The 18336-nt window shown below is 69.6% G+C and carries 17 protein-coding genes; 3 read left to right on the top strand and 14 right to left on the bottom strand.

All coding sequences use genetic code 11. The features are described 5' to 3' along the window. Positions 1–110 precede the first annotated feature (110 nt). Positions 111–593 carry a TRAP transporter small permease gene (locus ACOOE8_RS04620; RefSeq protein WP_420393683.1) on the top strand — a complete coding sequence of 161 codons (483 nt, stop codon included), beginning with the start codon at positions 111–113 and terminating at the stop codon, positions 591–593. Then, the gene (locus ACOOE8_RS04615; protein WP_420393682.1) at positions 590–1867 is read left to right on the top strand and encodes a TRAP transporter large permease; all 1278 of its coding nucleotides are present in this window, start codon (positions 590–592) and stop codon (positions 1865–1867) included. The genes ACOOE8_RS04620 and ACOOE8_RS04615 overlap by 4 nt, the downstream gene beginning before the upstream one ends. Before the next feature lie 13 nt (positions 1868–1880). Here ACOOE8_RS04615 and ACOOE8_RS04610 read toward each other — a convergent pair whose 3' ends face one another. Next, positions 1881–2645, bottom strand: a complete 765-nt coding sequence (locus ACOOE8_RS04610) for an SDR family NAD(P)-dependent oxidoreductase (RefSeq protein ID WP_420393681.1) — start codon at positions 2643–2645, stop codon at positions 1881–1883. Further along, positions 2642–3694, bottom strand: coding sequence for an NADP-dependent oxidoreductase (locus tag ACOOE8_RS04605; RefSeq protein WP_420393680.1), 1053 nt, complete (start codon positions 3692–3694; stop codon positions 2642–2644). Before ACOOE8_RS04605 ends, ACOOE8_RS04610 begins: the two co-directional genes overlap by 4 nt. Positions 3695–3857: 163 nt before the next feature. On the opposite strand from ACOOE8_RS04605, the gene ACOOE8_RS04600 reads away from it, so the two are divergent. Beyond that, positions 3858–5498, top strand: a complete 1641-nt coding sequence (locus ACOOE8_RS04600; RefSeq protein WP_420393679.1) for a long-chain fatty acid--CoA ligase — start codon at positions 3858–3860, stop codon at positions 5496–5498. 20 nt (positions 5499–5518) lie between these two features. Here the strand turns inward: ACOOE8_RS04600 and ACOOE8_RS04595 are convergent, their stop codons facing one another. The 12 genes from ACOOE8_RS04595 to ACOOE8_RS04540 form a co-directional block, all read right to left on the bottom strand. Beyond that, on the bottom strand, positions 5519–6667 hold the full coding sequence (locus ACOOE8_RS04595) for a UxaA family hydrolase (protein WP_420393678.1): 1149 nt from the start codon (positions 6665–6667) through the stop codon (positions 5519–5521). Next, positions 6664–6897: a UxaA family hydrolase gene (locus ACOOE8_RS04590; RefSeq protein WP_420393677.1), complete on the bottom strand. Its 234-nt coding sequence runs from the start codon at positions 6895–6897 to the stop codon at positions 6664–6666. Before ACOOE8_RS04590 ends, ACOOE8_RS04595 begins: the two co-directional genes overlap by 4 nt. A gap of 17 nt (positions 6898–6914) precedes the next feature. After that, on the bottom strand, positions 6915–8357 hold the full coding sequence (locus tag ACOOE8_RS04585; protein WP_420393676.1) for an NAD-dependent succinate-semialdehyde dehydrogenase: 1443 nt from the start codon (positions 8355–8357) through the stop codon (positions 6915–6917). 8 nt (positions 8358–8365) lie between these two features. Next, positions 8366–9658, bottom strand: a complete 1293-nt coding sequence (locus ACOOE8_RS04580; protein WP_420393675.1) for a TRAP transporter large permease — start codon at positions 9656–9658, stop codon at positions 8366–8368. Continuing rightward, positions 9655–10158: a TRAP transporter small permease gene (locus ACOOE8_RS04575; protein ID WP_420393674.1), complete on the bottom strand. Its 504-nt coding sequence runs from the start codon at positions 10156–10158 to the stop codon at positions 9655–9657. Before ACOOE8_RS04575 ends, ACOOE8_RS04580 begins: the two co-directional genes overlap by 4 nt. Positions 10159–10260: 102 nt before the next feature. Then, the gene (locus ACOOE8_RS04570; RefSeq protein ID WP_420393673.1) at positions 10261–11322 is read right to left on the bottom strand and encodes a TRAP transporter substrate-binding protein; all 1062 of its coding nucleotides are present in this window, start codon (positions 11320–11322) and stop codon (positions 10261–10263) included. Positions 11323–11360: 38 nt separating this feature from the next. Beyond that, positions 11361–13016 (bottom strand): GMC family oxidoreductase, encoded by a 1656-nt coding sequence (locus ACOOE8_RS04565; RefSeq protein WP_420393672.1) that lies wholly within the window; start codon positions 13014–13016, stop codon positions 11361–11363. Positions 13017–13160: 144 nt separating this feature from the next. Next, positions 13161–13970, bottom strand: a complete 810-nt coding sequence (locus ACOOE8_RS04560) for an ABC transporter ATP-binding protein (protein WP_420393671.1) — start codon at positions 13968–13970, stop codon at positions 13161–13163. Beyond that, complete coding sequence (locus ACOOE8_RS04555) at positions 13967–14734, bottom strand: ABC transporter ATP-binding protein (protein WP_420393670.1); 768 nt, start codon at positions 14732–14734, stop codon at positions 13967–13969. The genes ACOOE8_RS04560 and ACOOE8_RS04555 overlap by 4 nt, the downstream gene beginning before the upstream one ends. After that, complete coding sequence (locus ACOOE8_RS04550) at positions 14731–15981, bottom strand: branched-chain amino acid ABC transporter permease (protein WP_420393669.1); 1251 nt, start codon at positions 15979–15981, stop codon at positions 14731–14733. Before ACOOE8_RS04550 ends, ACOOE8_RS04555 begins: the two co-directional genes overlap by 4 nt. Further along, on the bottom strand, positions 15978–16913 hold the full coding sequence (locus ACOOE8_RS04545; RefSeq protein ID WP_420393668.1) for a branched-chain amino acid ABC transporter permease: 936 nt from the start codon (positions 16911–16913) through the stop codon (positions 15978–15980). The genes ACOOE8_RS04550 and ACOOE8_RS04545 overlap by 4 nt, the downstream gene beginning before the upstream one ends. A 119-nt stretch (positions 16914–17032) precedes the next feature. Then, entirely contained in the window at positions 17033–18274 is a 1242-nt protein-coding gene (locus ACOOE8_RS04540) for a branched-chain amino acid ABC transporter substrate-binding protein (protein WP_420393667.1), read from the bottom strand. Positions 18275–18336 lie beyond the last annotated feature (62 nt).

Genomic DNA, 18336 nt, shown 5'->3' with positions numbered 1-18336 from the left:
GTGACGCGAGGCGAGCGCTTGGGGGGGCGGTGGTGACCGTCCCTCCCACGAGCCCCGCGACGGGCGTTCGACGCAGGATCAGCGCGCGGCTGAATGGAGCGGTCACGGTCGTGACCGTCGCCTTCGTCGTCGTCATGCTGTCGATCTCCTTTACCGGGTTCTTCTACACGGTGCTCACCGGCGCAGCCCTGTCCTGGACCTACTCGCTGGCACGGCTGCTCATCCCCTGGGTGGGCTTCCTCTCCATCACCATCGCCTTTGCCCGTGGCCAGCACATCGCGATGACCTCGCTCGTCGCGCTCCTGCCGAGGCCGGTCGCTGCCGCCCTGACCGCGGTGAACTACGCCATCGTCGGCCTCCTCGCCGGCTTGCTCATCTGGTACGGCGCCGACCTCTTCCTCGCCTCGGGCGACGTCTACATGGTGTCCGACCAGATCCAGGTGCACTCGCGCTTCGTCGTCGCGTGCGTGCCGATCGGCGGGGCGATCCTCCTCGTCCATGTCCTGTGCGGGGCGGACCTCTTCACCGACGCCGACCCGATGCGCGAGGCGCAGAGGCTTGCGAGCGGTGATGAGGAGGTGTCGCGCCCTTGACCTCCGCCCTGACCATCTTCGTCGCGCTCATCCTCATCGGCACGCCCATCGGGGTGGTGATGGTGATGTCCGGGCTCGCCGGCGTGTGGGAGCTCGGCGGTGTGGCCTTCCTGCAGATCGTCGCGGAGCGCATGTTCTCCGGCGTCGCAGGTTACCTCTTGATGGCGGTCCCGTACTTCATCTTCACGTCCGAGCTCATGAACCGGGCGGGGCTGACCGAGCGGCTGGTCGACTTCAACAACGCGCTGCTCGGTCGCGTCCGCGGCGCGCTCAGCCACGTCAACATCACCGTCAGCCTGTTCTTCTCCGGCCTGACGGGTGCGGCGATCACCGACACCGTGGCCGTCGGCAAGATCATGATCCCTGCGATGAAGCGCGAGGGATACTCGCCCGCCTACGCGGCGGCGGTGACGGCCTGCTCCTCGATCATCGGTCCGATCATCCCGCCGAGCGTCGTCATGGTGATCTACGCCGCGATCCTGCAGAACGTGACCGTGCTCGACCTCTTCGCCGCGGGCATCCTGCCGGGCATCCTGATGGCGTTCGCGCTGCTCGTGGTGAGCGTCGTGCTGGCGTGGCTGCGCGACTTCCCGCGCCACGGCGACACCAACCTCGCCGCCGCCGCGAGGGCCTTCCTGCCGACGATCCCGGCGCTCTTGGTGCCCGTCATCATCCTCGGCGGCATCCTGTCGGGCATGACGACGATCACCGAGGCGTCGGCATTCGCGGCGATGTACACCGTGCTTCTGGGGACGCTGTTCTACCGCACGTTGACGGTGCGCGAGATCTGGGGCGCGCTGGTCGCCACCGTGCGCTTCTCAGGCGTCGTGTTCTTCCTGCTGGCGGCGTCCGCGGTGCTCGGCTGGTTCGTCACGCGGTCCGGCATCGCGCGGGACGCGGCCGGCCTCATCACCTCGATCAGCGACCTCTGGGTCGTGCAGATCATGCTGGTGAACGCGCTCCTCATCGTGCTGGGGACCGTGCTCGACGTGGTGCCGGCCCTCGTCGTCGTCGCGCCGGTGCTGGTGCCCGCCATGGTGCAGCTCGGCTTCGACCCGCTGCACTTCGCGATCGTGATGATCCTGGCGCTCAACGTCGCGAACATCACTCCGCCGGTGGGGATGACGCTGATGACCGCCTCGCAGATCGCCGGGGTGCCCTTCGAGCAGGCGATCGTCACCTCGCTGCCGTTCTACCTCAGCCACCTGGCGGTGATCGTGATCGTCTCGCTGTGGCCCGGGTTCGTGCTGTTCCTCCCCGGCCTCCTCAACTGAACACGGCGGCCCGTCAGTCACTGACCGACCAGCCGCCATCCATGATGAGCGTCTGGCCGGTCATCCACGCGCCGGCGCGGGACGACAGGAACACCGCCGCGCCCGCGATGTCGTCAGGCTCGCCAAGCCGCTTCAGCGCGTACGTGTTGGCGACGCGCTCGGCGCGCTCGGGGTTCTCCCACAGGGTCCGCGCGAAGTCCGTCTTCACGAGCGCCGGCGCGATGCCGTTGGCGCGGATGTTGTCCGCTCCGTAGGAGACCGCAAGGTTGCGCACGAGCTGGGTGTCGGCGGCCTTCGTGACCGCGTAGATGCCGAGCATCGCCGAGCCCTTGTACGCGGCGATGGACGACACGATGACAATCGCCCCGTCGCGCCGCTCCTGCATCGCCGGCACGCACAGCTTGGCGAGGCGCATGTTGGAGCGGATGTTGACGCGGATCGTCTTCTCGAACGCCTCGTCCGGCGTGTCGAGGAACGGGCCGTAGTACGGGTTCACCGCGGCGTTGCACACGAGGATGTCCGGCGCGCCGAGCTCGGCGGTCGTGCGCTCGACCAGGCGGTCGATGTCGCCGTCCTCGGAGATGTTGGCGGGGATGGGGACCGCGGTGCCACCGGCCTCGCGGATCGCGCCGGCGACCGCCTCGCAGGCGTCCCCCTTGCGGCTCGAGATCACCACCTTGGCGCCGGCCTCCGCCATCGCCTCAGCGATCGCCTTGCCGATGCCCTTGGTTGAGCCCGTGATGAGCGCGGTCTTGCCCGAGAGGTCGAACAGCCTCACGCCGCGTCCTCCGCGACCTTGACGACCTGCTTGCCGAAGTTGCCACCCTTCAGCATCGACAGGAACGCCGCCGGCGCGCTCGCGAGCCCCTCGGCGACGTCCTCCTGGTGGCGGATGCGTCCGTCCTTCACCATCGGACCCACCTCCTCGAGGAACTCGCGGAAGCGGTCGAAGTGGTCGGAGATGATGAAGCCGTTCACCGACAGCTTGCCGACGAGGATGGTGCGCCACATCCGCGGCAACAGGTTCGGTCCCTCCGCAGGGCCTCCGCCCAGCCCACCGAGGTCGTAGTACGCGATCATGCCGCAGATCGGGATGCGCCCGAACGGGTTCATCAGAGTCATGATGGCCTCGAGCGTCTTGCCGCCCACGTTCTCGTAGTAGATGTCGACGCCCTGGGGGCACGCCTCCGCCAGCGCGACGCGCATGGCCTTGGTGTCCTCGTGCGCGCGGTGGTCGACGCACGCGTCGAAGCCCAGCGTCTCGACGGCGTGTCGGCACTTGTCCTCGCCCCCGGCGACGCCGACCACGTAGAGGCCGCGTGCCTTGGCGAGCTGGCCGACCATCGAGCCGACGGGACCGGTTGCGGCGCCGACCACGAGCGTCTCGCCCTCCTTCGGGCGGCCGTGCTCGGTGAGGCCGAACCAGCCGGTGAAGCCCGGCATGCCGAGCACGCCGAGCCCGGCGGATGCGTCGCCATAGTTGGTCGGCGCGCGTCGCACCTGGTTGCCCGGCAAGACGCCGTGGGTCGCCCAGCCGAACTGGCCGATGACGAGGTCGCCCTCGGCGTACTTCGGGTGGCGCGAGGCGATCACGGTGCCCACCGTGCCGCCCTCCATGGTGCCGCCGACGTCCACCGGCTTGGCGTAGGACTTCGCGTCGTCCATGCGCCCACGCATGTAGGGGTCGAGGGAGAGGTAGTGCACCTTGACGGCGACCTCGCCCTCGCCGGGCTCCGGCAGCTCGGCCCGCTCCAGGCGGAAGTTTTCCTCCGTGGGCGTCCCGTTGGGACGGCTCGCCAGGACGATGCGCTCCATGGGGGTCGGCATCACGCTCCTCCGCTCGTTTCTTGTGGTGACGGACGACGCGACGAAACACCGTTTCATGGTGCGCGGCAAGCAGGCCGGCGACGCTCGGCACCCTCCCACGAACGCCACGGATGTGCGACCATCCTGGCACGTAAGAACAAGAACGTTGCGAGGGATGGACCCCATGCTCGGCACCATGATGCACCGTCCGCTGCGCATCGCGGACATCCTGACGTTCGCCGCGGAGTGCCATCCGGACGGCGAGATCGTCTCCGTGCGCACCGAGGGCGACGTCCACCGCACGACGTACCGGGAGACGGCGCTGCGCGTGGCCCAGCTCGCCCACGCGCTCCAGGGTCTCGGTGTGGCCCCTGGCGACCGCGTCGCCACACTTGCCTGGAACGGCTACCGCCACTTCGAGCTGTACTACGCGATCTCCGGCATCGGCGCGGTGTGCCACACCATCAACCCGCGCCTGTCGGCCGAGCAGATGACCTACATCGTCGGTCATGCCGGGGACACGCTGCTGTTCGTCGACACGACCTTCGTGCCCATCCTCGAGAAGCTGCGGGGAGAGCTTCCCGAGGCGCTTCGCATCGTCGTCATGACGGACCGGGCGCACATGCCGGGGACGACCCTCGACGGCGCGCTGTGCTACGAGGAGCTTCTCGAGGGGCAGGACGAGGCCTTCGATTGGCCGGAGTTCGATGAGAACACCGCGGCGGCGCTGTGCTACACCTCGGGCACCACGGGCGAGCCCAAGGGAGCGCTCTACTCGCACCGCTCCATGGTGCTGCACTCGCTCATCGTGCCGATCTCCATGCCGACGGTCTTCGTGCCGGGCCGGCGCATCCTCCCCGTCGTGCCGCTGTTCCACGTCAACGCGTGGGGCCTGCCCTACACCGCGCCGCTCACCGGCGCGTCGATGGTGTTCCCCGGCGCCAAGCTCGACGGGGCGAGCGTGTTCGACCTCATGGACCGCGAGAAGGTGTACTCCGCCTGGGGCGTGCCGACGGTGTGGCTGGGGCTCCTCGGCGAGATCGAGAAGCGCGGGCGGCTCCCAGAGGGGTTCGGCCACATCGTGGTGGGCGGCTCGGCGGCGCCGCGGCCGATGATCGAGAAGTTCGAGGCCCGCGGCGTCGACGTGTGCCACGCCTGGGGCATGACGGAGATGAGCCCCATCGGCACCACGGGGCAGCAGTCCCCCGCCATGGCGGAGTGGCCGAAGGACAGGCTCATCGACTGGAAGTCGCGTCAGGGGCGCCGCGTGTTCTCCGTGGACTTCAAGATCGTCGACGAGGACGGCCGCCCGGTGCCTCACGACGGCAAGACCGTGGGCGAGCTCTACGTGCGCGGCAACACGGTGATCGGCGGCTACTTCGAGAACGCGTCGGCGACGGCCGCCGCGATGGACGCGGACGGCTGGTTCGGCACCGGCGACGTCGCCCACATCACGCCGGACGGCATCCTGACGATCACCGACCGCGCCAAGGACCTCATCAAGTCGGGCGGCGAGTGGATCTCATCCCTCGACCTCGAGAACGTGGTGATGGCCCATCCCAAGGTCGCCAACTGCGCCGTCATCGCCGTGCCGCACGAAAAATGGGACGAGCGCCCGCTCCTCGTGGTGGCGCCGGTGGGGGAGGGGCCGACGAAGGCTGAGGTCGACGAGCTGCTACTGAAGCACTTCGCGCGCTGGCAGCTGCCGGACGACCTCGTCCTCGTGGAGGAGCTGCCGCTTACGGCCACCGGCAAGGTCTCCAAGCTGACCCTGCGCCGCCAGTTCGCGCAGTACCAGCTTCCCGAGCAGCGCGCCGCCGTATAGCGCGGTCGGCCGGCCGTCGATCACAGGGGCGCGTTGTTGCGCGGCATGATGAACTGGCCCTCGCCCCAGCGCTCGGCGGCTGACGGCACGCCGTTGGCGATCGCGACGACGCGGGCCTCGATGAGGTCGGCGATGGCCTCGAGCGTCGCGTCGCCGCCGATGACCGGGCTCGCGTCGACGTCGATGGCGTCGGGCCAGCGGGCGACGGTCTGCGCGTTGCCGCAGACCTTCACGGTGGGCGCCAAGGGGCTTGCTGAGGGGTTGAACTGACCGAGGCCGAACAGGGCGAGGTTGGCGCCAGCGGCCACCATCCCGGTGAAGGAGAGCGGCGTGAAGAAGGGCGTGTCCATGAAGTGGAGCCCCGGCGTCGTCGGTGCCTCGGCGAAGGCGAGCGCCCCCACGAACGGCCGCGATCCGGTCTTGGCGACCGCGCCCATGGACTTCTCGACGAGGGTCGTGAGGCCACCCTCGATGTTCTCCGCCGTCGGGTTGACGCCGCGGTAGTCGACGCCGTCCTCGGCGTGCCAGCGCTCGCGCGCTGCGATGTGCGCGGCGATGGCGCGTCGGACCGCGGGGTCGGGGGTGCGTCCATCGACGGCGGGCTCGGCGCCGATGACCTCCACGGTCTCTGACGCGATGGCGCTGCCGCCGGCGTCGATCACCCGGTCGACGAAGCGGCCGATGGCGGCGTTGGAGGCGAGCGCGCTGGTGGGGTCCGAGCCGCCGCACTCCAGCGCCAGGGTGAGCGCGCCGAGGCCGACGTCCTCACGCTTGGCCGACCGCGCGTCGGCGAGCTCGCCGAGGAGGCAGCGGGCGTGGGACACCGCATTCCCCATCCCGTCCTGGTCGAGCAGGGCGGCTACCGCGACGGGCTTGCCCGCATCCCCCAGCGCGCCACCCAGCATCCGCGCCGCCGCGGCATCCTGCGTCAGGACGAGCGCGGCGCCGACGTTGGGGTGTTGCACGAGCGCCGTCATCAGGGCGTCCTGGGCGGCAGCGTCGCCGCCGCGCAGTCCGCGCAGTGCCTCGCCGGCGATGACGAGCGCGCCCGTCCCGTCGGCTGCGAGGTGCGCCCACCGGTTGGTGAGCGCGACGGTGGACAGGACGAGCACGTGGTCGCGCACGCCGACCCGCCCGTCCGCCCGCACGAAGCCAGCCAGCGCACTCACGCGGGCTCGGCGACGTTGTGGACGTGGACGTGGTCGCCCGGTGCGATGTCGGCGGTCGCCCGGCCGATGACGACGCCGTACTTGACGACGTCGCCGCCCGCGGGGATCGCCCTGATCGCCACCTTGTGCCCGTAGGGCACGCCCGGCGCCACCGGCCCGCCCCCCGCGAGGGACGTGGCGGCTCGGCGATCGTCGGTCAGCGTGGCGACGTTGTCCTGTGCGCCGACCACGATGGCCGACCGTCCCGTCAGCCCATCATCTCCATAATGAGGCGGGTGCGGGTGAACGCCTCGAGCCCCTCGATGCCCCCCTCCGAGCCGTAGCCGGAGTCGTTGATGCCGCCGAACGGCGTCTCGGCCGTCGACACCATCATGGAGTTGATCCCGACCATTCCCGACTCCACCCCGTCGGCGAGCGCACGGATGGTCTCCGCGTCCTTGGAGAACGCGTAGGCGGCGAGCCCGAAGGGCAGCCGGTTCGCGCGCTCGATGGCCTCCTCGCGGTCGGCGAACCCAGCGATGGGCGCGAGCGGCCCGAACGGCTCCTCGTTCATGATGCGCATGTCGTCGGTGGCGTCGGCGATCACCGTCGGCGCGAAGTAGTGCCCCCGGTTGCCGATGCGCTGGCCGCCGGTGACGACGCGCGCGCCCTTGTCGACGGCGTCCTGGACGAAGCCGTCCATCACGTCGATGCGGCGCGCTGCGATGAGGGGGCCCATGCCGACGCCCTCCTCGAGGCCGTTGCCCACCTTGATCGCCTCCGCCGCCTTAACGAAGGCCTCGGTGAAGCGCTCGCGCGCCGGCTCCTCCACCAGGAAGCGGCTCGGGCTGATGCAGACCTGCCCAGCGTTGCGGAACTTGCCGGCGGCGGTGGTCTTGGCGACGCCCTCGATGTCGGCGTCGGCGAACACGAGCACCGGCGCGTGGCCGCCGAGCTCCAAGGTGGTGCGCTTCAGGGTGTCCGCCGACAGGCGCTGCAGGTGCTTGCCCACCTCCACGGAGCCGGTGAACGACATCTTCTTGGCGACGGGCGAGGCCATGAGGTGGGAGGAGACCTCCGCCGGCTCGCCGAACACGATGTTGAGGACGCCCGCAGGCAGCCCGGCGTCCATCAGCGCGCGGCCGATCGCGATGGCCGTGGACGGCGTCTCCTCGGACGGCTTGATGGTGATGGAGCAGCCTGCGCCGAGCGCGCCCGCCACCTTGCGGATGACGTTGGTGGCCGGGAAGTTCCAGGCGACGAAGGCGAGGCAGGGGCCGACCGGCTCCTTCATGACGAGCTGACGCAGCCCCGGCACGCGCGAGGGGACGATGCGGCCGTACATGCGCTTGCCCTCCTCGCCGTACCAGCGCAGCACGTCGATGGCGAAGCCGAGCTCGAGCTTCGCCTCGCCCACCGGCTTGCCCATGTCGCGGGTGAGGTCGCGGGCGATCGCGTCGCCCCGCTCCTCCAGGAGCCGCGCGGCGTCCTCCATCACCTTCTGCCGCTTCAGCGCCGGCGTGTCCCGCCAGACCTCGAAGCCGCGCTGGCTCGCAGCGAGCGCCTCGTCGAGGTCGGCCGAGGAGGCGAGGGGCAGGGCGCCCAGAACCTCCTCGGTGGCGGGGTTCTCGACGTTCCGCGTCTCGCCGGACGTGCCGGAGGTCCACCGGCCGTCGATGAGCATTTCAAGGGTTTCGTAGGCGTCGGTCATGACGGTCCTCAGCGCAGGAGTGACGGGACGAAGAGGCTGAGCTGCGGCACCAGCGTGATGAGTGCCAGCAAGGCCACGAGCGCCCCGATGAAGGGCAAGATGGCACGGAACACGCGCTCGATGGATACCCCGGCGATCTGCGCTCCCACGAACAGGTTGACGCCGAGGGGCGGCGTCAGGAACGCGATCTCGATGTTGATGATCAAGATGATGCCGAAGTGCACTGGGTCAATGCCGAAGGAGCGCACCAGCGGCACCAGGATCGGCGCCAGGATGATGATGGCGGAGATCGTCTCCATGAACGTGCCGATGACGAGGAGGAGCACGTTGATCATGAGTAGGATGACGAGCGGCTCGGTCGTCACCGAGCCGAACACCTCGACGAGCTCCTGGGGGATGCGCTCCAGCGTGATCGTCCGCGCGAACAGCGTGGACGTCGCGACGACGATCATCAGCGCGCCGCCCATCAGGACTGCGCCGTCGAACGCGCGCAGGAGGCCCCGCCAGGTCATCGTGCGGTACACGAGGAGGGAGACGACGAGCGCGTAGGCCACCGCGACGACGGATGCCTCCACCGGAGTGAAGATGCCCGAGTAGATGCCGCCGAGGATGAGGATGGGCATGAAGACGGCCCACTTGCCCTGCCACACGAGCCGCCCCACCGAGGCGGTCTCCTCGTCCTCGTCGCCGATGGGTTGCATGACGGCGCCGGCGCGCCGGGCGACGAGGTAGGCGACGAGCGCGAGCGTCAGGCCGACGATGAGGCCGGGCAGCATCCCGGCGGCGAAGAGGTCGATCACCGAGACGTTGGCGATGATCGCGTAGATGATCATCGGGTTCGACGGCGGGATGAGGACGCCGAGCGTGCCGCCCGTCGCCGACGTCGCGGCCGCGAACGGCGCCGGGTAGCCGCGCTGGATCATGGCCGGGATCATGATCGCGCCGATCGCCGCCACGGTGCCCGGGCCGGAGCCCGAGATCGCCGCGAAGAACATGCACGACAGGATCGTGACGATCCCCAAGGATCCCGGGATGTGCCCGAACGCGCGGCGGAAGATGCGGATGATGTCGCCGGTGATGCCCCCGGCCTCCATCAGGTTGCCGGCGAGGATGAAGGCGGGGATCGCGAGCAGTGGGAAGTTGTCGAGCCCGTTAAGGATCGACTGCGTGCCGAACAGGAGCGGCGTGCCGGTGAGCCAGGTGACGGCGAGCCCGGTGATGCCAAGCGCAGCGTAGATCGGCAGCCCGACGAGGAGGAGGAGCGGGAAGAGGACCGCGAGCGCCCAGCCGACGTCGCTCACCGCTCAGCACCGGCGCGGCCACCGTCGAGCTGCCCGTCCGAGCGGCCCGACAGGACGGCGAGGAGGTCCGCCGCGTTGATCAGCGCGGAGGCGGCGAAGCCGACGGACATGACGACGAACAGGTGGTTCTGGTTGAAGCCGATGGCGGGGGAGATGTTCGCAAAACGCAGCCCCTCCACGAAGTTGAGCGCGCTGTAGACGACCATCACGGCCTCGAAGGCGACGAGGATTACGAGGTGGAAGGCCGCGACCGGGCGCGGCCCGACCCAGCGCGCCACGAGGTCGGAGAACACGCTGACCCTCAGGTGGCGCCGGCGCAGCGTCGCGTAGGCGCTCGCAAGGAACACCATCGCGATGAAGGCGAAGCGCGACAGCTCCTCCGTCCAGTCCACCGGGAGGCGGGCCTCGCGGGCGACGACCTGGAAGAACAGGGAGAGCGCCATCCCCGCGAGCAGGAGCGCGGCCGAGGCGAAGAGGAGACGGGCGCCGAAGGCACGCACTCGTTCGGGATCCTTGAGCGGGGAAGGCCTGATCGTTGCACGACCGCGCGGCAGCGACCGCCGGCGAGCGGCCGACCGTGCCGGTCGGCCGCGGTGCGCCGCCTAGCCCTCGAGCTCGGCGCGGCACTCCTCGACCATCTGGGTCGCCTGGTTAACGAGCTCCTCGCCGTCGGCGCCGATGGTGTCGTAGTAGTCCGGCCAGATGGCGCGGGCCTTCTCCATCCACTCGGTCTCGTCCTCGATCTCCGTGATCTCGACGCCGGCCTCTTCGGCCTCAGCCCACCACCGCTCCTCGTCGAGGGGCTGCCACCAGCGGATGTAGTCCGTCGCCTCGCGACCCGCGCGCAACACCGCCTCCTGGTGCTCCTCTGACAGCGACTGGAACCAGCGCTCGGACACCATGATGGGATGGGTCAGGATCGTGTAGTTGAACTTGGTCATCCGGTTGATGACCTCGTGGAACTTCATGCCGATGACGTCGGTCACCGGGTTGTCACCGCCCTCGACGACGCCCTGCTGCAACGCGTTGTAGAGCTCGTTCCAGGCGAGCGGCGTCGGGTTGCCGCCCCATGCCTCGTAGGAGGCGATCATGATCGGGTTCGGCGGCACGCGCATCTTGAGGTCGGCGATGTCCGCCGGCTCCTCGATGGGCTCGTCGCTCTTGTAGTAGAACGCGCGCCAGCCCGAGTTCTCCCAACCGACGATGCGCGTGCCGGCCTCCTCGATGACGCGGTCGACGATGACGGGGGTCAGCTTGTCCTGCAGGCAGTTCACCTCCGCGGTGGAGGTCGCGAGGTAGGGGAACACGAACACGTTCAGCGTCGGCGACAGCGCGGCGGCGTTGTTGGTGGCCGGCAGCGTGACCTGCAGCACGCCCTGGCGCGCCTGCTGCATCATCTCGCGCTCGCCGCCTAGCTGGGAGCCCGGAAAGATCTCCGCCCTGATCGCGTTGTTGGTGTAGATTTGCACGAGCTCGGCGAAGCGCTTCAGCACCGCCGTGTGGGACGACCACTCCATGTTCACGGAGTGGCCGATGCGCATGGTCTCCTGCCCGTCCTTGTCGGGCGCGGAGCGCCAGTCGAACGGGTTCTCCTGCGCGTAGGCGGGGACGGCGAGCGCCACCGTCGCGACCGAGGCGAGGAGCATGGCTGTGAGGGCCTTCATGGGGTCTTCGATCCTCCGTTTCGTGTTCGTTGGACGCCTCAGGCGGGCTCGCGCAGGGACGGCGCCGTGGACGTGGACTGACGCGCGCCTAGGACGAACCCGGCGCCCCGCTCCGCGATCATCAGCGTCGGCGCGTTGGTGTTGGCGGACGTGACGCACGGCATGACGGAGGCGTCGATGACGCGCAGGTTCTGAACGCCGCGCACGTTGAGCTCGGGGTCGACGACGGCGTCCCCGTCCGTCCCCATGCGGCAGGTCCCCACGGGGTGGTACACGGTGCCGCCAAGTTGCCGAGCCGCCGCGAGCAACGCCTCGTCGGTGTCCACGTCCGCGCCGGGCACCACCTCCTCGTCCCACAGGTCACGGAAGGCGGGCTGACGGTAGATCGTCCGCAGGAAGCGGATGCCCTCGACGATCGTCTTCTGGTCCCGCTCCGCGGTGAGGTAGTTGGGCGTGATGCGCGGGTCGGCGCGCGGGTCGTCCGACGCGATGTCAACGCGCCCGCGCGACTCGGGGTGGCACTGCCAAACCGCCGCGGTGAAGCCGGAGTAGCGGTGAAGCGGGGCGCCCGGACGGTCCACCGACAGTGGCATCACGTTGAATTGGACGTCGGGACGGCCGGGGTCGGCGTGCTTCGTCGACCACGCACCGCCGACCTGCCCGGCGCCGACGCTGAGCGCGCCGCTGCCGCTCGCGAGCCACCTGACGCCCATCTCGGCGAGGCGGTAGGGGTTGCGCACGTCGTCGTTCAGCGACCGCCGCTGCTTCATGCGCACGATGGTGCGCATCTGGTAGTGGTCCTGCAGGTTACCGCCGACCTCGGGCCGATCGACGATGGTGCGGATGCCGAGGCCGCGCAGCAGCGCGTCCGGCCCGACGCCCGACAGTTGGAGGAGCTGGGGCGACTGGAGCGAGCCGGCCGAGAGGATGACCTCGGCCTCGGCGTGGGCGTGCGTCTCCTCCCCGTCCTTCGACCACGCGACGCCGACGGCGCGGGCGGCGCCCCCCTGCCGCGCCTCGATGAGGATGCGCGTGACGTCCGCCCCGGTGACGAGCGTGAGGTTCGGCCGCGACAGCGCGGGCCTCAGGAACACCCGGGCCGCGCTCGCGCGCCAGCGACCGTCGAGGGTGTACTGGTAGGAGCCGACGCCCTCCGTGGTGGCGCCGTTGAAGTCCTCGTTCGGCGGCATGCCCGCCTGCCGCGCCGCCGCCACCCAAGCGCGGCAGAACGGATGGTCGTTGCGCAGCCGCGCCACCGGTAACTCGCCGTGGCCGCCGCGGTCCTGGCTGGGCGGCCCGTCGAAGCGCTCCAGCCGGCGGAAGGTGGGCAGCACGTCACGATGGCTCCACCCAGTCGCGCCGAGCTCGGCCCAGCGGTCGAAGTCGCCATGCTGGCCGCGCATGAAGACGAGCCCGTTGATCGAGCTCGACCCGCCGACGACCCGGCCCCGCGGCCACTGGACGACGCGCTCGTCGAAACCCTCGGAGGGGACGGTCGCGAAGCTCCGCGCGTAGCGCGGGTTCATCATCGTGCGGAAGTAGCCGATGGGGAGGCGGATCCAGAAGCCCGCGTCGAGCCCCCCCGCCTCGAGGAGGAGGACGCGTCTCGCGGGGTCGGCGGACAGGCGGTTGGCGAGGACGCAGCCCGCCGAGCCGGCGCCGACGATGATCGTGTCGTAGCGGGCGTGCGTCATGGAGCGATGTCGGCGTCCGTCGTCACCATCCTCACCGTCGTCCCCCTGCCGCCACTCGGACACCGTCTAGCATGCGAGGCTCGCGGGCGTCACCGCCACGGCAGGCGGGCGATTGCCGACGGCGTCTCGAGCTCGGCCACGGCGTCAAACCTCGAGCCACTCCTCGCGGATGTCCCGGCGGGTCGCGAACTCGGCCGGGGTGCCGGCGTAGACGATCTCGCCGTGACCCATGACGTAGACGCGGGCGGCGATCTTGAGCGCGATGGACAGCTTCTGCTCCACGAGCAGGATCGCGACGCCGGCCCGGGCGATCTCGGCCATGAGGTCGCCCACCTGGTGGACGATCTTGGGCGCGAGGCCCTCGGTGGGCTCGTCGATCATGATGAGCTCCGGGTCGCCCATCAGCGTGCGGCAGATGGTGAGCATCTGCTTCTCGCCCCCGGACAGGACGCCGGCGGAGGTGTCGGCCCGAGCGGCGAGGTTGGGGAACAGGTCGAGCATCTGGTCGACGGACCAGCGGCCGGGGTTTCGGGTGTCCTTGATGCCGAGGAGCAGGTTCTGCCGCACCGTGATCATCGGGAAGATGTCGCGGTTCTCCGGCACGTAGCCGAGGCCGGCGAGCGCGATTTCGTGGCTCGGCTTGCCGGCGATGCTCTCGCCCTTGAAGCGCACCTCGCCGACCGGCGGCACCTCGCCCATGATCGCCTTGACGGTGGTGGACCGCCCGACGCCGTTGCGCCCGAGGAGCGCCACGACCTCGCCCGCACCGACCTCGAGGTCGACGCCGCGCAGCACGTGACTCTTGCCGTAGTACGCGTTGAGCCCGCGCACGACGAGGAGCGGCTCGTCCCGGGCGGCGGGCGCGTCCCGCGAGGTGTCGGTGGTCAGCGCCGCCGTCAGCTGGGCGTCGGGCGTGATGGCGCGGGCGGACCCGTCGACGCTCGCCTCGCTCATCCGGCCGCCTCCAGCACCGCGTCCTCGTCGCCGAGGTAGGCCTCGCGCACCTTGGGGTCGCCGCGGATCGCCTCCGGCGGACCCGACGCAATGATCTCGCCGTAGACAAGGACGGAGATGCGGTCCGCAAGGCCGAACACCACGCCCATGTCGTGCTCGACGATGAGGAGCGTCTTGCCGCGCGTCGCCTTCTCGATGAGCGCGACGGCGCGCTCGGTCTCGGAGTGGCTCATGCCCGCCGTCGGCTCGTCGAGCATGATGACCTCGGCACCGCCGCCGATGGTGATGGCGATCTCGAGGGTCCGCTGGTCGGCGTAGGGCAGCAGGGCGGCGGGCAGGTGCGCCTTATCGGCGAGCCCGACGGTGGCGAGGACGTCGGCGGTCTTCTCCTGCACCTGGCGCGAGGCGCTGGCCGAGCGCCAGAACGCATAGCGCTCGCCGAGCGACCATAGCACAGCGCAGCGCACGTTCTCGCGCACCGTCATGTTGGCGAACACGGAGGACACCTGGAACGAGCGGGACAAGCCGCGCCGGTTGACCTCGTAGGCGGGCAGCCCCGAGATCGGCTCGCCGTCGAGCAGGACCTCGCCCGAAGTCGGCCGGAACAGGCCGGAGACGAGGTTGAACAGGGTCGACTTGCCGGCTCCGTTGGGGCCGATGATGGCGTGCTTCTCGCCCTTCTCGATGGCAAGGTCGACGCCGCGGATGATCTCGGCGGGGCCGAAGTTCTTACGCAGGCCGCGCAGCTCCAGCGCGGCCGTCACGCCGCGCGCCTCGCCACGATGAACCGCATGAAGCCGATGCCGACGCCGAGGAACGCGAAGGCGATCAGCCAGGTCAGCACGCTGCCGTGGGGCAGGTGGAGGCCAAAGGGCTCGAACACCTCGCCGTAGCCGTTCGACCAGCGCACCGCGACCTCGACCACGACGACGATGCCGACCAATGTGATGATCGCCGCGGCCGCCATCTCGAGCCAGGTGAGGACGCGCCCGGCCGCGCCGGGCTCGCGCACGCCGTTCCAAGCGGACACAAGGATGCCGGCGAGCCCGGAAGGCGCGAACATCACGATCGTGATGAAAAGGAGGCCGAGGTAGAGCAGCCACACCTCCGAGTAGCTCGAGAAGCTCGACTGCATGTAGGTGAGGAGCACGGCCCCCAGCATCGGTCCGGCAAAGTAGCGGATGCCGCCGATGTAGGCCATCAGGAGCACGAAGCCCGAGGGGATCAGCGACAGCGACTCCGGGGTGAAGATCTCGAAGTTCACCGCCGCCATGCCGCCGGCAAGCCCCGCGAAGCCGCCGGACGCGATGAACACGAGGTAGCGCACCTGCTGCGGGTTGTAGCCGACGAAGGCGGCGCGCTCCGGGTTGTCGCGCACGGCCTCGGACATGCGGCCGAGCGGCGTGCGCGTGAAGGCGTACATCAGCGCCGTCGCGGCGAAGGTCCAGAACGCGATGAACCAGTAAACCTCGTCGATGGGACCGAGGGAGAGGCCGAACAGCTCCGGCCCGTTCATTCGGTCGCTCGAGACGCCCTCCTCGCCGCCGAACACGGAGACGAAGATGAACGCCCCCGCCGCGACGAGCTCGGCGATGCCGAGGGAGATCATCGCGAACGGCACGCCGGCGCGCCGGCACGACGGCCAGCCGAAGATCGCCCCAGCGAGCGCGCCGCCGGCGAACCCGACGAGGGGCAGCGCGAATACCGGCAGGAAGCCGAGCGCACCGTCCGCGATGGCACCCATGACGTGGAGGGCGAGGTAACCGCCGAGGCCGAAGTACACCGCGTGGCCGAACGACAGGAGCCCCGCCCGGCCGAGCAGCATGTTGTAGGAGAGCGCGAACACGATGTTGATGCCCATCGCGTTGAGCAGCGTGTACCAGGTGCGCGACGGCCCGAGCGCGGGGATCACGACGAGCACCGCCGCCATCACGATGAACGGTAGCACGCTGTCGCGGAACCGTTCCGTGCGCGTCGGCTCCAGCGCGACGGGGACGGCGGTGTCGGTCAAAACTCGCGATCTCCGAGCAGGCCCCGCGGGCGCACCATCAGGATGAGGACGAGGAGGAGGAACGGCAGCAGCGGCGCGAGCGAGGAGATCGAGATCGAGCCGACCTCCGTCGTCGCCCCGAGCCCTGCCCAGCCGAACAGCTCGCCGAAGGTCGCGTCGATGGCGACCGCGAAGGTCTGCAGGAGGCCGATGAGCAGGGAGGCAAGGAACGCGCCTGCGAGGGAGCCCATCCCGCCGATGACCACCACCACGAACACGATGGGTCCAATGGAGAACGCCATCGCGGGGTCCGTCACCAGGTAGTTGCCGCCGATCACGCCGGCGAGCCCAGCGAGCCCACAGCCGATCCCGAACACCGTCATGAAGATGCGCGGCACGTCGTGCCCGAGGTGGCCGACCATGGCCGGATGGGTCAGCGCCGCCTGGATGATGAGCCCGGCGCGGGTCTTCTTGAGGAGGAGGTAGAGCGCACCCAGCATGCCGATGGACACGAGCAGCATGAAGATGCGGTAGGCGGGATAGTCCGTGCCCCACAGCGTGAAGGCGGTGAAGTCCAGGAGGTCGGGGATCCCGTAGGGCACCGAGTTCTTGCCCCAGACGATCTTGACCACCTCCTCGATGAGGTAGGCGAGCCCGAAGGTGAACAGGAGCTCGGCCACGTGGCCGTTCTTGTGGACCGGCCGCAGGCCGTAGCGCTCGACCGCCGCGCCGAGCAGCGCCACGGCGATGGGCGCCATGAATAGCGCGACCCAGAAGCCAGTCGTCGCGCCGATGGTGTAGGCGAAGTAGGCGCCGAGCATGTAGAAGCTGGCGTGGGCGAAGTTGAGCACCCCCATCATCGAGAAGATGAGCGTCAGCCCCGACGACAGCATGAACAGGAGGAGCCCGTAGGTCACCCCGTTGAGCAGCGAGAAGACTAAGGTTTCCATCATCCCCGCCGACGGGTTCGCGGGTGCTTACCGCACCGGCCCATGTTTGGACCCCCGACGGCACCGGGGGGAGCGGGTCGAGGGCGAGCGGCGCCTCCGCGCGGGGGAGGCGCCGTGCTGCCTCAGCTCGGGTTCGGCCGGTTCGGCATCTCGCAGGTCGTCTCGGTGCGCGTGGCATCCGCCTCGATCACGCCGTCGGGGTCGGTCTTGAAGCCGAAGGGCGTGCCCTCGATGGTCCGCTCCACGTCGTCCGACAGGGTGGAGATGAGCAGCGGCTGGATGACCTGATGGTTGTCCTCGCGCATCACCACGGTGCCGAGCGGGGTCTCGAGCTCCATCCCCTCCAGGGCGAGGGCCACCTGGGTCGGGTCATCAGAGCCCACCTCGTCCACCGCCTTGTCGAACATGCGCACGAGCGTGTCGATGCGCTGGAAGTAGTAGTCGAGCGGGGCGAAGCGCTCCTCGAACTCGTCCATCTTGGCGGCATGATCGGCGCCGAAGTCGGCGTTCTCGTGGGTCTCGGAGACCTGCTTGACGAGGCCGACGGCGTCCTCGCCCATGGCCGTGACCGCGCCGAGCCCGCCGCCGTAGTACGTGAGGTAGGGCACCTCGTGGCCGGCGTCGCCCGCCGCCTTGATGAGGAGCGCCATGTCCTGGCCCCAGTTGCCGGTGATCACGGCATCCGCGCCGGAGGACATGATCTTCTGCACGTAGGGCGAGAAGTCCTTCACCTTGCCGAGGGGGTGCAGCTCGTTGCCGACGATCTCGATGTCGGGCCGCTTCTCCTCGATCATGCGCTCGGCGGCGGCGGCCACCGCCTTGCCGAACGAGTAGTCTTGGCCAAAGATGTAGACCGACTTGATGTCGTCCTGCTTGGCGAGCCAATCGGTGATCGCCGCCATCTTCATGTCGGCATCGGCGTCCCAGCGGAAGTGCCAGAACGAGCAGCGGTCGTTGGTGAACGCGGGATCGACGGCCGAGTAGTTCAGGAACAGCACCGGCTCGTCGGGGTTGCGCTGGTTGTGCTTGTCCACCGCGTCGATGAGCGCCGAGGCGACGGACGAGCCGTTGCCCTGGGTGATGTACTGGATCCCCTCGTCCACCGCCCGCTGGAACTGGATGAGGCTCTCCTTCGGGTTCGTCTGGTTGTCGAAGGGGATGATCTCGATGGGCTTGCCGCCCGCGCCGCCGTCGGCGTTCACCTCGTCGATGGCGAAGAGGAAGTGCTTGAGCGCCTGATCGCCGACGTTGGCGAACGGCCCTGACATGCCCTCGATGAAGGCGATCTTCAGCGTGTCCTGGGCCATGGCCGGCGCGGCGAACAGCGTCAACGCCGCCGCCGAAGCGAGCGCGGTCTTCCTCATACGTCCTCCCGACAACCCGCGATCATGCGCGGTCGTTCGTTAAAGTTCCGCGCGCTGCGCGG

Origin of the sequence: Acuticoccus sp. (assembly GCF_965213555.1) — a bacterium.
In the GTDB taxonomy this organism is placed as follows: domain Bacteria; phylum Pseudomonadota; class Alphaproteobacteria; order Rhizobiales; family Amorphaceae; genus Acuticoccus.
The sequence above is the reverse complement of the archived record's forward strand: the minus strand, read 5'-3'. Positions and strand labels throughout refer to the sequence as shown.